Genomic DNA, 13,960 nt, shown 5'->3' with positions numbered 1-13,960 from the left:
GGCACTTTCTTTGTAGGCATACCCAAGCAAGATCCGTCCGTCCTGCAACGGCGCCGCCTTCGATGACGGTGCAAAGAGGCGCCACGTGATCCGTCGCAAGACGATTGAGTCCCGCGCAGATGCCGCGGCCGAGCCCCGCGACGGCGGCGTGCAATCCGTCGGACGCGCCCTGCAGATCCTTGAGATTCTCGCCGAGGACGATGAAGGCTATCGCCTCAGCGATCTCGCTGTGCGTGCGGGCTTGTCGACCTCCACCGTCCATCGATTGCTGACGACGCTGGAAAAGCGCCGCTTCGTGCAGTTCGACCGCATGGAGTCGAAATGGCACGTCGGCGCGCAGAGCTTCGCCGTCGGCGCGACCTTCACGCGCCGGCGCAATTTCGTGGCGCTGGCGATTCCCTATCTGCGCCGGCTGCGCGACCAGTCGCGCGAGACCGCCAATCTCGCCGTCGTCGACGATGAATCGCTGATGGTGCTGATGCGGCTGGAGAGCCGCGAGATCATGCGCTCGCTGACCAAGGTCGGCGGCCGCTTGGCGATGGTCGCCTCCGGCATGGGCAAGGCCGTGCTCGCGACCTATTCCGACGACGACGTCAACGGCATCATCCACCGCCAGGGCATGCCGCGCCTGACCGAGAAGTCCATCATCCGCGCCAGCGACCTGTTCCGCGAGCTCGAGACCATCCGCCGCCAGGGCTATGCCGTCGACGACGAGGAGGCGCGCATCGGCCTGCGCTGCATCGCCGCCGTCGTCCACGATTCCTGCCGCGAGCCGTTGGCGGCGATCTCGGTCTCGGGCCTGGCGAGCCGGCTGACCGATGAGCGGGTGGCTGTGATCGGAGCAATGGTGCGGGATGTCGCGGCCGAGCTCACGGCGGCGCTCGGCGGCGTGACGCCGCCGGCCGGAACGTTTCGGTAACAGGATGTTTCGGCAGGGTGCAACGTTTCGATGACAGTGCAACTGACTCCAACGCACGGGCGGAGGGGTGAGTGCACCATCACCGGAATGATTCCCTCGTTCGTCGCTTGGGGCGCCTTCCGTCCAAAATTCAGCTCAACCCTTTCCTCGCGTGCCGTTGAGCGATTTCGCGCTTCTGCTCGTTGCCGATATGCAATCTCTATGATACTATCCTAATAAATGTAATTTAAAGTTGCCGTTGCACTTACTAGGCTAAGCGGCGTCGGTGCGACCGTCCCGCAAAGCTGGAGTGTCGGGCGATGACAAATGTTGTTCGCCCTGAAGCAGGCCAACGTTCTGAAGCCGCGGCCTGATTATGAAGGCCTTGCAAACGAAGGGAGCTTGATATGGCCACTCATGTGCGGACGAAATCGCGGTCAGCCAACCACGGCGACGACTTGACTGCGTGGCATCGGCGAAGGAGGGGCGGGAGCATTCCGATCATCGGTGCCTTGGCCCTCGGCCTGTTATTTGTCTCCGAATCGGCATTCGCCCAGGCCCCGGGCCCGGGGACTTGCACAGCCGTCAAGCGTGCCTCCCCGCGTGGACCTCATTGCGTCCTTACGCAAGACCATTGCACCAAAGGCAACAAGCCGCACATGACGCTCACGGCAGCCGGCTGCAACTGCGTCTGCGCGCCGTAGCAGCAGTGAGCATTGCCGCGTTGTGAAGGAGCGTCCGTAAGGACGCTTCGGCCCGGCCTGAGTTGCTGTCGAGCTCCCTGGCTCGTCGGCTCGAGCGTTGGGCAATCCGATGTTGCGGTCCGTCTCCGAGGACAATGGAGGCGCGGATATTTCGAGGGGAGGGAGGAGGGGGGCTATTCACCCGCTGCTCAAGCCGTGGTCAGGGCTGCCGATCTATTTGGGCTTGCCGGGACGCGTGCATCGCGCAACCATCGCGGTGCATCGCCCAACACGTCCAGCGAGTTCGTGCCATGACCAAACTCACCCGCTTCTCGGTCGCCCCTCTGCACACGATGACGCGGCGCCTCGCCGATGTCGCTTCGGGCCGCATTGCGCCCGATCTCGTGATCACCGGCGCGCGCGTGCTGTCGACCTATTCGGAGCGCATTCTTTCCGCACGTGAGCTTTGGATCACCGGCGGGCGGGTCGCGGCGGTGAAGCCGGCCGGTGCCCACAAGGCGCTCGGCAGCGGTTTCGCGCTCCATGACGCGGCCGGCGGCATCATCGCGCCGGGGCTGGTCGATCCGCACATCCACATCGAGTCCTCGATGGTGACGGCCTGCGCCTATGCCGAGGCTGCGCTTCTGAACGGCACGACGACGATCTTCTGCGACAGCCACGAGATCGGCAATGTGATGGACGTCGCCGGTGTCGAGGCGATGCTGGAGGATGCGCGGCAGGCGCCGCTGTCGATCTTCCTCACCGTGCCCTCGACGGTGCCGGCGACATCGGCGGCGCTGGAGACCGCGGGCGGCGACCTCACGCCGGACAAGATCGCCGGCCTGTTCGATCGCTGGCCCGAGGCGGTCGCGCTCGGCGAGAAGATGGATTTCGTGCCGGTCTGCATGGGCGACGAGCGCAGCCACGCCATCCTTGCGGCGGCTTTGCAGCGCGGACGGCCGGTGTCCGGGCATGTCTATGGCCGCGAATTCGTCGCCGCCTACGCCGCGAGCGGTGTCACCGACACGCATGAGGCGATCGACCGCGACATCGCCGATGATCTCCTGGATGCCGGCGTCTGGATCTTCCTGCGCGGTGGTCCGCCCACGACCCCGTGGCACAGCCTGCCGCAGGCGATCCGCACCATCACCGAGCTCGGCGCCTCGCATAAGCGCACGGCGGTGTGCACCGACGATCGCGATGCCGACGATCTCATGCTGTTTGGACTCGACTGGGTGGTGCGCGAGGCGGTGAAGGCGGGGATGTCGCCGGAGCAGGCGTGGTCGATGGGCTCGCTGCACGGCGCGACGCGCTTTGCGATGGATGGCGAGATCGGCGGCCTCGGCGGCGGCCGCCGCGCCGATCTGGTTTTGCTCGACGACGGCCTCAAGCCGCAATCGACCTGGTATGGCGGCGAGCTCGTCGTCGACAAGGGCAGGATCACGCCGCGTCTCGATCAGGCGCTGTCGCAGCGCTATCAGTACCCGAAGGCCGCCTATGCCACGGTGAAGCTGCCAAGACAGATGACGCTGACGCCGGAGCTGCCCACCAAGGCCTGCATCGTCAATGCGATCAAGACGGCGCTGCCCGGCATCACGCTGATCCACGACAAGGTCGCGATCGAGCCGGCCAACGACTGGGCGACGCTGTTCGCACGCCACGGCCTCTGTTTCGTCGCGGTGATCGAACGTCACGGCAAATCGCCGGGCAACGTCGCGCATGGGCTCTTGAAGGATTTCGGCCTGAAGCGCGGCGCCGTCGCGTCCAGCGTCGGCCATGACAGCCACAACATCATCGTCGCCGGCACCAACGAAGCGGACATGCAGGCGGCCGTCGCCGCGATCGGCGCGCACCAGGGCGGTGTCTGCGTCGTTGCCGATGGCAAGGTGAGGGCGATGGTGCCGCTGCCGATCGCAGGCCTGCTGTCGGACAAGCGCGTCACCGAGGTCGCCGATGAGGTCAAGCTTTTGAAGACCGAATGGGTGGAGGCGGGCTGCACCATTCCCTACATGGGCTTCAATCTGATTCCCCTATCGGTCATTCCGGAAATTCGTATCACCGACAAGGGCCTCGTGCTGGTGCCGCAGATGGAGCTCGCGCCGCTGTTCGAATAGCGTGCGCGAGGCCTCATCCTGTTAGGACATGTCAGCTGACTTCTGTCCTAACTAACTGAGGCCGCCGGTGTTTTGCCGAGCGTGCCGCATCGTGGGAAAAATCGACGAGTGAATTGAGATCGTAGCTGCCAGCAGCGAAGCTCGCGCATCAACCAGAGGGAGGCGCGAGATGGCGAAGATGCGGGCGATCGATGCTGCGGTGCGTATCTTGGAGAAGGAAGGCGTCACCTGCGCCTTCGGCGTTCCCGGAGCTGCAATCAATCCGCTCTATTCCGCGCTGCAGCGGCGTGGATCGATCCGCCACATTCTCGCCCGCCACGTCGAGGGCGCCTCTCATATGGCCGAGGGCTACACCCGCGCCAAGGCCGGCAATATCGGCGTGTGCATTGGCACCTCGGGGCCGGCCGGCACCGACATGATCACCGGGCTCTATGCGGCGATTGCGGATTCGATCCCGATCCTCTGCATCACCGGGCAGGCGCCGCGCGCGCGACTCTACAAGGAGGATTTCCAGGCCGTCGACATCGAGCAGATCGCCAAGCCCGTGACCAAATGGGCGGTGACGGTGCGCGAGCCAGGGCTCGTGCCGCGCGTGTTCAGCCAGGCCTTCCACATCATGCGCTCGGGCCGGCCGGGGCCGGTGCTGATCGACCTGCCGCTCGACGTGCAGCTCGCCGAGATCGAGTTCGACGACGAGACCTATGCGCCGCTGCCGGTCTACAAGCCCGCCGCAACCCGCAAGCAGATCGAAAAGGCGCTCGAGATGCTCAACGCCGCCGAGCGCCCGTTGATCGTCGCCGGCGGCGGCGTCATCAATGCCGATGCCAGCGATCTGCTGGTCGCGTTCGCCGAGACCGTCAACGTGCCGGTCGTGCCGACCCTGATGGGTTGGGGCGCCATTCCCGACGATCATTTGCTGATGGCCGGCATGGTCGGCCTGCAGACCAGCCATCGCTACGGCAATGCCAATTTCCTGGAGTCCGATTTCGTCCTCGGCATCGGCAATCGCTGGGCCAACCGGCACACCGGATCGATCGAGACCTACACGAAAGGGCGCACCTTCGTGCATGTCGACATCGAGCCGACCCAGATCGGCCGCGTGTTCAACCCCGACCTCGGCATCGTCTCGGATGCGAAGGCGGCGCTGGAGATGTTCCTCAGCGTCGCGCGCGAATGGCGCAAGGCGGGCAAATTGCGCGAGCGGCAGGCCTGGCCCGCGGCGTGCCAGGACCGCAAGCGCAGCATGCTCCGGCGCAGCGATTTCGACCAGGTGCCGATCAAGCCGCAACGCGTCTATCACGAGATGAACAAGGCGTTCGGTCGCGACACCTGCTACATCAGCGTCATCGGCCTGTCGCAGATCGGCGGCGCCCAGTTCCTCAGCGTCCACCGCCCGCGCAATTGGATCAATGCGGGGCAGGCGGGTCCGTTGGGCTGGACCTTGCCGGCTGCGCTCGGCGTGCGCGCCGCCGATCCCAAACGCGAGATCGTCGCGCTCTCGGGCGACTATGATTTCCAGTTCCTGATCGAGGAGCTCGCGGTCGGCGCCCAGTTCAACCTGCCTTACATCCACGTCGTCGTGAACAACGCCTATCTCGGCCTGATCCGGCAGGCGCAGCGCGGCTTCTCGATGGACTACCAGGTCCAGCTGTCGTTCGAGAACATCAATGCGCCGGAGGTCGGCGGCTACGGCGTCGATCACATAGCCGTCGCCGAAGGTCTCGGCTGCAAGGCCATCCGCGTGACCGATCCCGACAAGGCGCAGGCGGCGTTTGCGATCGCGCGCGAATGGATGGCGGAGTACCAGGTGCCTGTCGTGGTCGAGTTCGTGCTCGAACGCGTCACCAACATTGCGATGGGGACCGAGATCGACAACGTCGTCGAATTCGAGGAGGTGCTCGACCTGCCGGTGGACGACACCCCGGCCGAGCCGCCGCGCACCTTGCTGCCGGCCTGATCGCAGCGACCGCTCTCATTCGAGGACCAATTCGAGGACCATGATATGCCGCGCTTTGCTGCGAATCTCACCATGCTCTTCAACGAGCTTCCGTTCGTCGACCGCTTCGCCGCCGCCAAGGCGGCTGGCTTCAGCGGCGTCGAGTATCTGTTCCCGTATGATTTCGACAAGGCGGAGCTGCGCGAGCAGCTGGCGCGCCACGGGCTGACGCAGGTGTTGCACAATCTGCCCGCCGGCAATTGGGCCGCGGGCGAGCGCGGCATCGCGATCCTGCCGGATCGCGTCGACGAATTCCGCGACGGCGTTCGTCGCGCCATCGAATACGCGCGGGCGCTCGACTGCCGCCAGCTCAACTGCCTCGTCGGCATTGCACCGGCCGATTCCGATCCGCGTCAGCTCAATACGACGCTGGTTTACAACCTGCGCTTTGCCGCGACCGCGCTGAAAGCGCAGGGGATCAAGCTCTTGATCGAGCCGATCAACACGCTCGACATCCCCGGCTTCTTCCTCTCTCGCACCGCCCAGGCGCTGCAGCTGATCTCGGAGGTCGAGTCCGACAATCTGTTCGTCCAGTACGACATCTACCACATGCAGATCATGGAGGGCGATCTGGCCCGCACGATGCAGAAGCATCTCGCCCGCATCGCGCACATCCAGCTCGCCGACAATCCGGGCCGCCACGAGCCCGGCACCGGCGAGATCAACTACGCCTTCCTGTTCCGCCACCTCGATGCGATCGGCTATCCCGGCTGGATCGGCTGCGAATACAAGCCGCGGGCGACGACCGCGGAGGGACTTGGCTGGCTGACGGACCGGGCGATCGTTCCGGCCGGCTGAGCTTGATTCCTTGGTCCCTTCACCGGCCTTTTCCAGTTAATGTCTGCGAGCCGACGTCGCCAGCGTCGGCTGAAAAGTCCGCGTTGGGCCAATTGCAGAACTGCCCCGCTTGGTGCAACAGTAGAACAATCCTACATTGGAACGCTGTCGTGTCCTGCAATTCGCCCTCCGGCGCGCACCCGCCGACTACCCACCAAGTCATACGCAAACTCGCCTTGCAAGAAGGTGCGGCGGCACTAAAGGCACTGGCCAACGCAGCCGGACTCGAAGATCAATTTGAACGACGGGCGGCTATTGATGCAATCGGACGTCACCCACATGGGCGCGAGTTGCGCTCTATCATTTTGAGGGCTCTCCGTGATCCATCAGAATACGTTGTGCGCACAGCGTGTGAAGTCGTCGCACAATGGGAGTTGCAAGAGGCGCACGAGCTTGTGGTAGCTCTACTGGCAAATCCATCCAAAGCGACACGGCAAACCGCTATTCGCACGCTGGGTACAATCTGGGTCGATGCAGATTTTCCGACGGTGTTTCGCATCTACAACGACGCCTGGGAAAATGAAATTCGGCGCGAAGCTGCTTGGGTCCTGCGGCAGCGAGCCCACTCTGCCCATTGGCGAACGCTTTTCGATGCATTCCAAGTTGATGAGCTTGCCCGACACCGGCAATGGGCTTGCGAGTTAGCCGAGAAGTTTTCAGTCCCTGACATTCTACCAGTGTTGTCACAGCTGTCCTCGGACGTCGACGGTCACGTTCGAAAGGCAGCGTGGCGGGCTATCCAAACACTTTCGAGCCGCTGATCCCAGCTCGTTTCGTAGGCTTAGGATGCCCGCTGCGGGTCAAATGCAGTCATTGAGGGCCTTGGTCGCCTGCTTCTGCTTCAGACCTGAAAGCGGGCTGTGCTCCCACCTGTTTGGACGGTTTGGGATGGGCTAGCCGCCGACATCTTTAGTGCGTCTTTTCATCTTCGAGTCTGATCATGATGTGCTGCGCCAAGCCGGAGTTCGAGGAGCCGCTGAGAAAATCTCCGGCCGCATGTCGGGCTGACGAACGGAGGGCCGTCCTGGGAGCGGACAACGGAGGAGGTTGCGAACGATGATCACGGTGTTCGGAGAGGGCAGAGGCTTCCGTGTCGTATGGCTGCTGGAAGAGATGGAACTCCCATACCGGCTTCGGGACGTGGACCTCCTGGGCGGGGTCGAGAACGACGCCGAGTTCCTGGCGATCAATCCCGCCGGATTCATTCCGGCGATCCGCGATGGCGATGTCACGATGGTCGAGTCCGTTGCGATCATGGAGTACATCCTGGGGCGGTATGGGCCGACAGCGCTGGCGCCCGCGGCACATGATGTTGCTTTTCCTGCCTACCAGCAGTTTCTCCACCTCGGTGAGGCCGGCCTCGCAGCCTCGCTTTATTTCGTTTCGGGAGCCCGGCACCTTGCGCCTGAAAGCGAGCGCAACAACTGGAGCGCGCGTCAGGCGATGAACGTGTTCACGACCCGATTGAGCCTGGTGACGCGACAGCTGGAGCGCGGGCCCTACATGGCCGGCGATGCGTTCACCGCGGCGGACATCTCCGTAGGCTACGCGCTCGAGATGGCGCGGAAGAACGCCGGTGTCGTATTCGGGGATACGGTGCAGGCGTACATGACGCGGCTGCGCGCCCGTGCCGGCTATCAGCGGGCCCTGGAGACGTGCCAGGCCACGCGGCGCTGGTGGACTAGCTAGGTGGCGGAACGAGAGAGGCGGGTAGCTCGCCGACAGAGTCTTCAACCGACGAAACGATCATTTGCATTCGACTGCCGCTCCGCGACAGATGACGAGTGCTGGAAACCCATCGAGGTCACCGATGTCATCTGTTGCGACCGTGTTTGCACAATCCTTCTTTCACGGCACGCGAGCCGATTTGCGGCCGGGCGACATGATCGCGGTCGGATATGTCTCCAATTTCACCGACGCGGAGCCGCTGTCCTGGGTCTACTTCACGGCCACGCTGGACGCGGCAATCTGGGGCGCCGAGTTGGCTGGCGGTGACGGACGGGGACGGATCTACGTCGTCGAGCCCACCGGTCCGTTCGTCGACGACCCGAACCTGACGGACAAGAAGTTCCCGGGAAATCCGACGCGGTCTCATCGATCCCGCGCGCCGCTGCGCGTCATTGCCGAGGTCGTCCTGTGGCAGGGGCACGCGCCGGAGGTGGTGAAGCAGATGAAGGAGGGCGTTGCGCGCGCGATGACCGAAGGGCCGGGCATCATCGACTGAACGGCGCGGCGGCATCGCACTGGCGTCGATCCGTCGCGCCCGATGGCTGTTTGCGGACGCTGCTACGCGCTCGCCACGCGGCGTCCTCCGTCCAGAACATCGGAAAAGTCCGGTGGCAAGGTCCGTTCGAACTGGTGTCGACTCACGAAATCTCCTCCTCATGAGCCGAGCCTATCGCCGAGAGGCGAGGGTTGGACCTGTCGTCCATGATTGATCGGAGGCGCCGCTCTGCAGCGTCGCTCGCCTTTCGGCGACGGCATGGTTGAAGAGTTCGAGGACGAGGCCGAATGCCGCCAAGTCCTCCTGTTCGATGGCTCCATCGTCATAGCCCTTGAGGGTCTCGGCGATGATCCCGTCGACCTCCCGTTGCCAGGTCAGCAGATCGTGTTCCGAGCCGGCATTGCGCACCTCCGACACCGCCGCAAGAATGCGGTTGCGGACGCTGGTGTTGTCCTCCAGTTCATCCCGGTTCAGATAGCGGCGCAGCCATTCGGCGGCCGAACCGATGCCGGAAAGAACGAGCAAGGCGAACCAGAAGTAGTCGCTGTACTTGTCCAGAAAGGTTCGCTCCGTGCCGTTGATCACCGCCGCGGCGCCTCGATGCACGGAAGGCTCGGTCTCCTTCTCCGTGTCGGGTTTCATGATGTGCGAAGCGCCGGCGAGGCCTTGCGTGATCGTGTCGCGGACTGCGAAAAGCTGCCGGTAGAAGGCCGCCGCCTTGGCTTCGGAGAGCCCCTTCTTGGCCAGGATCAGGTGATTGACGCTGATCGTGTCGACCTTGTCCTCCGGCCAGGCCGGTTTCGCGTTGAAGACGCTGGCTGGAATTTCCTCGGCCTCGTAGCGCGGATGCTTCAGGGCAATGGCCTCCGATGCTTCGATCGGAAGAAACGTGGGTGCTCCGCGTGCCCGGGAGGTCGCGGTGATCGCGTCCACCGTGATCTTGCTGTCGAGCGGACCGACGGCGAGATACGCATCGAGGGTGGGGTCTTGCGCAAGCTTCTCGATCTCGTCTGTCCCGAATTGAGCCGTGGCAACCTTATCGGGCTGCACGCCGGAGCCCTCCAGAATGGTCTGGAGCACTGCGACGTTTGCTCCGGTCCGCCCGATGATGCCGACCTTGTGACCTGCCAGATGGGCGATATCTGCGATCTTGCCGCTGGCCTTCTGCTTGGGCTCGTTGCCGCGTCGCCCGGAGGGCGACCACAGCACGACATAGTTCTTGCGCAGGACCGCCAGTGTTTGCGCATCGGGCGGCATGCCGAGGTCGCCGCGGCCGACCGCCAGATCGGTTTTGTCGGCGGCCAGCAGGGCCAGGGATTCAGCCGCTCCGCCGGTCGTGATCGGGGAGAGCCGGACGGTCCTGCTTTCCTCACCGAAGGCGTCGGCCATCGCCTGGACCACCTTGTGGTCGTCGCTCGCCGCCGGTCCGACGGCGATCCGGAGAGTTTCGGGCTGCAAGACGTAGAACAGGCCCGCCGCGGCGGCGCCAAAGGCGACAAATCCCAAAGCCAGCACGATCAGCAACCGGCGTTGGCGGCGATCGTGAGCGCTCCTGACCACATCGGACGATGACATCAGCGGACCCTCTGAGAAAACGCGTGGCGGCTCCAAGCGCACTGGAACTTGGGCGAACCGGTGTCAACCCGGAATGTTCCGCCGCTTCTGGCGAGAGTTGATGAGGCAAGCTTTGCTGGATCGCCTTGGGACAGGCGGTTGAGGTGGCGACGGTCGCAATCAGGATAGCTCCAAGTCTGCGCATCTGCCTCACCGTGACGTTTACAAGGCCTACACTCCTCGGACGCCAAGTCTCTTTGCAACAGATCGGTCCTATGACCCCTCTAACAAGTCGCGCAATTTTGCCTTCAATCCGCTACCCCCTGGCCCATCGCCGATCTTTTCGAGCGCGAACCGTGCGAACCCTTGCGCCTCCGCGTTCTTGCCTGCGGCTTTTCTCATATGTCCGAGTGCCCAGGCCATCAGAACGCCTGTGTTGCCGAACCCCTTGAAGTCGCAGGTTTGCTCCGCAAAGGCTTCCGGCGTCACTGTGGTCAGTGGCGACGTGGGCTGCGCCATGAAATCTAGTTGAGCTCTGCCGACCTGCTCATACATTGCGCATGCGTCGCGTGCTGCGGCGTCCATACTCAACTGGTTTGGCTCGTAGTCCCACCATTGATCACCCGGCTGCCTCGCAAGTCTCCTACGAAACAGGCAGTCCATTTCGCGCATGCGCTTAGGCTCAGGTGGTTCTCCCGAGAGGAGCGGTATGGACATCGGCTGAATGCCCATATTGACGGCGAATTTTCCGCCATACCGGCTCCCCTGAACTTCAACTACCTGACATTGACCGCCAACCAGCCGCCAGTAGCGTCGGCTTGTGCCAGAGAACCCGTCCCGCCGGAGTGTTGGCGCGAACTGGCTCCGAATGGCTTTTGGCAGGGACGCTTTGAGATTGCTCACGAGCCAATCAAACGTTCGGTCGTAATCCCAGCTGCGCCGATGACTGGCATCTTTGGCTGCTGCGCGCACGCTTCAAGCCGCCAGCCAGCGGCCGCACCACCAGTAAGTCCGCGCCGCCGCATATGACCTCCAATCGAAGCGAGCTTGGTGGTCCGCAGGATACAGCATTGGCGGGGATCGGTCACCGGCTGCAAGAAAATTGCTTTGCAACCCGCCGAGACGAGAGGACCGCTTCGGGTCAGAAGCAGACATGCGGCGACATGCGCAAGAATGGTCACAAATCGCTCACAAGAAAGGGGCGTAGCGTCAGACAGGATCAACTATCGAAAAAGTCTGGAGGTAGGATGCGTTCGAACTCGTGTCGACGCACGAAATCTCCTCCCGGATTGCGCGCCCACACTTCCACCAACTCCTGCAGGATCCACGTCATAGCCAAACCGTCGCACTGCCCGGTGTGGTGATCGTGAAATGGCGGATCATCGGAGAGATTGTTCAGTACGCCCAAGTCGGTCGCTAACTCTTGGACGTCTTGAGACTTGGGAATAATACCGACGAGAAAGGATCTATTGCACGCTTGGCAGGCGACGCGAGCGAGCACGGACACATCGTTATAGATTGAAAGTTTGCGAGGCCCAAAAGGCAGATAGCGAGGAACTCCATCATGAAACCATGCCGGCAGCTCCGCTATCTTGCTTTCTATGTCATAGTAAGAGATGCGCATCATCCAGCCCAAGTTCATAGGTTAAACGCCAATCCTAGCCACGCCATTAGCGCTTGGCCAGCGCCCCCTTTATTCTTGACCGTAATAAACCCGACCACCCAGAGCCAGCACGGCTCAGACGAAATTTGCCACGATGCCGCTTCGGGTCAAAATGCGAAACACTCGACCTGCGCAATTCCAGTCGGCTGACCGCCCCAGAGCAGACATCAAAGTGGCGGCTCGCCACTTCGCTTATGGGCCAGAAGCGGGCCTGTATCAGCTTGCAATCCTCTCGACCTCGATGCCGTTAAAGGATGGGTAGTGGATCAACCCCGCCTCATCAGTCATTATCAGCGTCCCAACTTTGAGGTACGCCCACTGCTCGGCGGGGTGGCTTTCGGCGAATTTGCCTTCGGAGATCAAGGCCACCACCAGACCTGTCATGCCTTGGACCTTAACTCGGTCTCCCACTTCCATGTCAGCCTCCCGTCAGAGTACTCCCAAGACGTCACGGTCTATAGCAGGGCGGGAGATCGCAGGCTATTTGCGAGCGTCCATGAGGAGCACGGCTAATGTCGGCTTCGGGTCAAAAGCAGACATGGCAGCCTCACGAGGTGAGCCCGTAATATCGCCGATAAAGCGCAAGCTGCCGTTGAGGCGTAAAGCCGTCAAAATCGCCGGCGCGCTTACAGTCCTCAAGCAATTCAAGAAGCGGCTCGGCTTCAGGGTCGGTACTTGAACCCAAGAACTCTTCAGTGGCCTCGAGCCCGGCCACTGTAAGATCGCCTCGTCATGGTGACCCGGGCGCAGCATTATCCGTTGGCCATGGCTACCGTTGCTGGCCGCGTCCACCTTCGACATCGGTGGTGCAGGGCCGGTACAGCGCTTGGAGTTGCCGGCCGCGAAGGTAGATCGCGCGCGCGGTCATGCCGCCGTGCCGCGTAATCCATTGCCTGACCGCGGGTGGGTAACGATCATAGAGCATCTGCGTGGCTTCAGGGTTGGGAATTGCCTTCCCATCGGGCCCAGGATTGTCCGCGACCCTGAAGCCGAATACGGCTCTTGGGGTCACGCAGATGCTGTCGTGGGGAATGTACGCCAGCACGAGCGTGCAGGCGCCGGCGCAGATGCCGTCGATGATGACGGACGCGCCGAAGTCGCGCAAAAGTTTGAACCTGTCGATATAGGTTCCGATCCGTCCGCCCTGATCAAAAACAATGCGCACGGCAGCCTGACTCGGTTGCATGCTCCCAAGCATGAACGCCGCGACCAGCGTCACCCTCACCAGCTTCATCTGTCCATCGTCCGATCAACCGAACTCCATCGCCTTGCGCAATAACGGCTGCCGGTTCCGCTTTGGTCAAGAGCTGTCTGCCGACCATTCCACGATTAGCTTCGATATGGCCTCCAGCGCAGACATCGCCGCCATCGACCGGGAAGGTCGTGACGGGCCAGAAGCGATCCGAAGAACAAGGGTTGCGCGCTCGTCGGGCAAATCAGTCTGGGCACTTTGTACGCACGTGGTTGAAACGCGCGCCGCCAGGGCTACGGCACGTCGCATCGGACGAATCGAATTCGTCCATGAAATCAAGCTGATCTCGCGCACATCGCTGCGAAGCCAAGAAATTGCTTTCCATTTTTCAGAAATCATGCATGATGCGTGCATCCTGTCTCGCCGAGAGGGGCGTTGCGCGCGATCGTCACGACACGTGAGGCAGGGATGCGGTGGCCGTGAGATGTCGCAGCGTGCGCTTGGCGCATGTGGACGAACGATGCATCACGGACGCGAAGTCGTGTGGTCCTGGCCTCCCGGTGCCGAGGTCAAGCGCGCGGCGAGGGCTCATGCCCTCGCGCGAGCGACGGGGTCAATCAGCCGGTCCCCGAGGAGAGCGCGAAAGAAGCGTTAAGACCGCCGCGCAGGGAATGCCGGTTGATCGGCTTTGCCTGTGGTACCTGCCGCCTGCATTTTTTTCAGCAGGCGGGCCATGGGTGGTGTGCCGAGTATGAACGACAGCTTGGAGGTGGAAGTCCTCTATCCAGCCTGATGGCGG

General features: G+C 62.8%; 12 protein-coding genes. 7 read left to right on the top strand and 5 right to left on the bottom strand.

The window, feature by feature from the left end; genetic code table 11:
• Positions 1-85: 85 nt before the first annotated feature.
• From QX121_RS17335 to arr, 7 genes are all read left to right on the top strand, one after another.
• The gene (locus QX121_RS17335; protein ID WP_315739804.1) at positions 86-919 is read left to right on the top strand and encodes an IclR family transcriptional regulator; all 834 of its coding nucleotides are present in this window, start codon (positions 86-88) and stop codon (positions 917-919) included.
• Positions 920-1,892: 973 nt separating this feature from the next.
• The gene (locus tag QX121_RS17330; protein ID WP_315812592.1) at positions 1,893-3,695 is read left to right on the top strand and encodes an adenine deaminase; all 1,803 of its coding nucleotides are present in this window, start codon (positions 1,893-1,895) and stop codon (positions 3,693-3,695) included.
• A 169-nt stretch (positions 3,696-3,864) separates the two neighbouring features.
• Positions 3,865-5,652, top strand: a complete 1,788-nt coding sequence (gene gcl, locus QX121_RS17325; RefSeq protein ID WP_315812591.1) for a glyoxylate carboligase — start codon at positions 3,865-3,867, stop codon at positions 5,650-5,652.
• 45 nt (positions 5,653-5,697) lie between these two features.
• Positions 5,698-6,489 (top strand): hydroxypyruvate isomerase, encoded by a 792-nt coding sequence (gene hyi / locus QX121_RS17320; RefSeq protein WP_315812590.1) that lies wholly within the window; start codon positions 5,698-5,700, stop codon positions 6,487-6,489.
• Between the two features lie 149 nt (positions 6,490-6,638).
• Entirely contained in the window at positions 6,639-7,289 is a 651-nt protein-coding gene (locus QX121_RS31655; protein WP_409999347.1) for a HEAT repeat domain-containing protein, read from the top strand.
• A 295-nt stretch (positions 7,290-7,584) separates the two neighbouring features.
• On the top strand, positions 7,585-8,217 hold the full coding sequence (locus QX121_RS17315; protein ID WP_315812589.1) for a glutathione S-transferase family protein: 633 nt from the start codon (positions 7,585-7,587) through the stop codon (positions 8,215-8,217).
• A gap of 121 nt (positions 8,218-8,338) precedes the next feature.
• Positions 8,339-8,752, top strand: a complete 414-nt coding sequence (gene arr, locus QX121_RS17310) for an NAD(+)--rifampin ADP-ribosyltransferase (RefSeq protein WP_315812588.1) — start codon at positions 8,339-8,341, stop codon at positions 8,750-8,752.
• A 171-nt stretch (positions 8,753-8,923) separates the two neighbouring features.
• Here the strand turns inward: arr and QX121_RS17305 are convergent, their stop codons facing one another.
• The 5 genes from QX121_RS17305 to QX121_RS17285 form a co-directional block, all read right to left on the bottom strand.
• On the bottom strand, positions 8,924-10,327 hold the full coding sequence (locus QX121_RS17305) for an ABC transporter substrate-binding protein (RefSeq protein WP_315812587.1): 1,404 nt from the start codon (positions 10,325-10,327) through the stop codon (positions 8,924-8,926).
• Between the two features lie 252 nt (positions 10,328-10,579).
• Entirely contained in the window at positions 10,580-11,209 is a 630-nt protein-coding gene (locus tag QX121_RS17300; protein WP_315812586.1) for a DUF4304 domain-containing protein, read from the bottom strand.
• A 316-nt stretch (positions 11,210-11,525) separates the two neighbouring features.
• Entirely contained in the window at positions 11,526-11,948 is a 423-nt protein-coding gene (locus QX121_RS17295; RefSeq protein WP_315739793.1) for a hypothetical protein, read from the bottom strand.
• Between the two features lie 237 nt (positions 11,949-12,185).
• On the bottom strand, positions 12,186-12,386 hold the full coding sequence (locus QX121_RS17290; protein ID WP_315812585.1) for a hypothetical protein: 201 nt from the start codon (positions 12,384-12,386) through the stop codon (positions 12,186-12,188).
• Positions 12,387-12,738: 352 nt separating this feature from the next.
• Positions 12,739-13,203, bottom strand: a complete 465-nt coding sequence (locus QX121_RS17285; RefSeq protein WP_315812584.1) for a hypothetical protein — start codon at positions 13,201-13,203, stop codon at positions 12,739-12,741.
• Positions 13,204-13,960 lie beyond the last annotated feature (757 nt).

It is taken from the genome of Bradyrhizobium sp. SZCCHNR2028, from assembly GCF_032380995.1.
Classification (GTDB): Bacteria; Pseudomonadota; Alphaproteobacteria; order Rhizobiales; family Xanthobacteraceae; genus Bradyrhizobium.
The sequence above is the reverse complement of the archived record's forward strand: the minus strand, read 5'-3'. Positions and strand labels throughout refer to the sequence as shown.

Coding starts and splice junctions, on each gene's coding strand:
- QX121_RS17295 (WP_315739793.1), bottom strand. CDS start 11,948: ATGAACTTGGGCTGGATGATGCGCATCTCTTACTATGACATAGAAAGC.
- QX121_RS17330 (WP_315812592.1), top strand. CDS start 1,893: ATGACCAAACTCACCCGCTTCTCGGTCGCCCCTCTGCACACGATGACG.
- QX121_RS17315 (WP_315812589.1), top strand. CDS start 7,585: ATGATCACGGTGTTCGGAGAGGGCAGAGGCTTCCGTGTCGTATGGCTG.
- QX121_RS17285 (WP_315812584.1), bottom strand. CDS start 13,203: ATGAAGCTGGTGAGGGTGACGCTGGTCGCGGCGTTCATGCTTGGGAGC.
- QX121_RS17290 (WP_315812585.1), bottom strand. CDS start 12,386: ATGGAAGTGGGAGACCGAGTTAAGGTCCAAGGCATGACAGGTCTGGTG.
- QX121_RS17305 (WP_315812587.1), bottom strand. CDS start 10,327: ATGTCATCGTCCGATGTGGTCAGGAGCGCTCACGATCGCCGCCAACGC.
- hyi (WP_315812590.1), top strand. CDS start 5,698: ATGCCGCGCTTTGCTGCGAATCTCACCATGCTCTTCAACGAGCTTCCG.
- gcl (WP_315812591.1), top strand. CDS start 3,865: ATGGCGAAGATGCGGGCGATCGATGCTGCGGTGCGTATCTTGGAGAAG.
- arr (WP_315812588.1), top strand. CDS start 8,339: ATGTCATCTGTTGCGACCGTGTTTGCACAATCCTTCTTTCACGGCACG.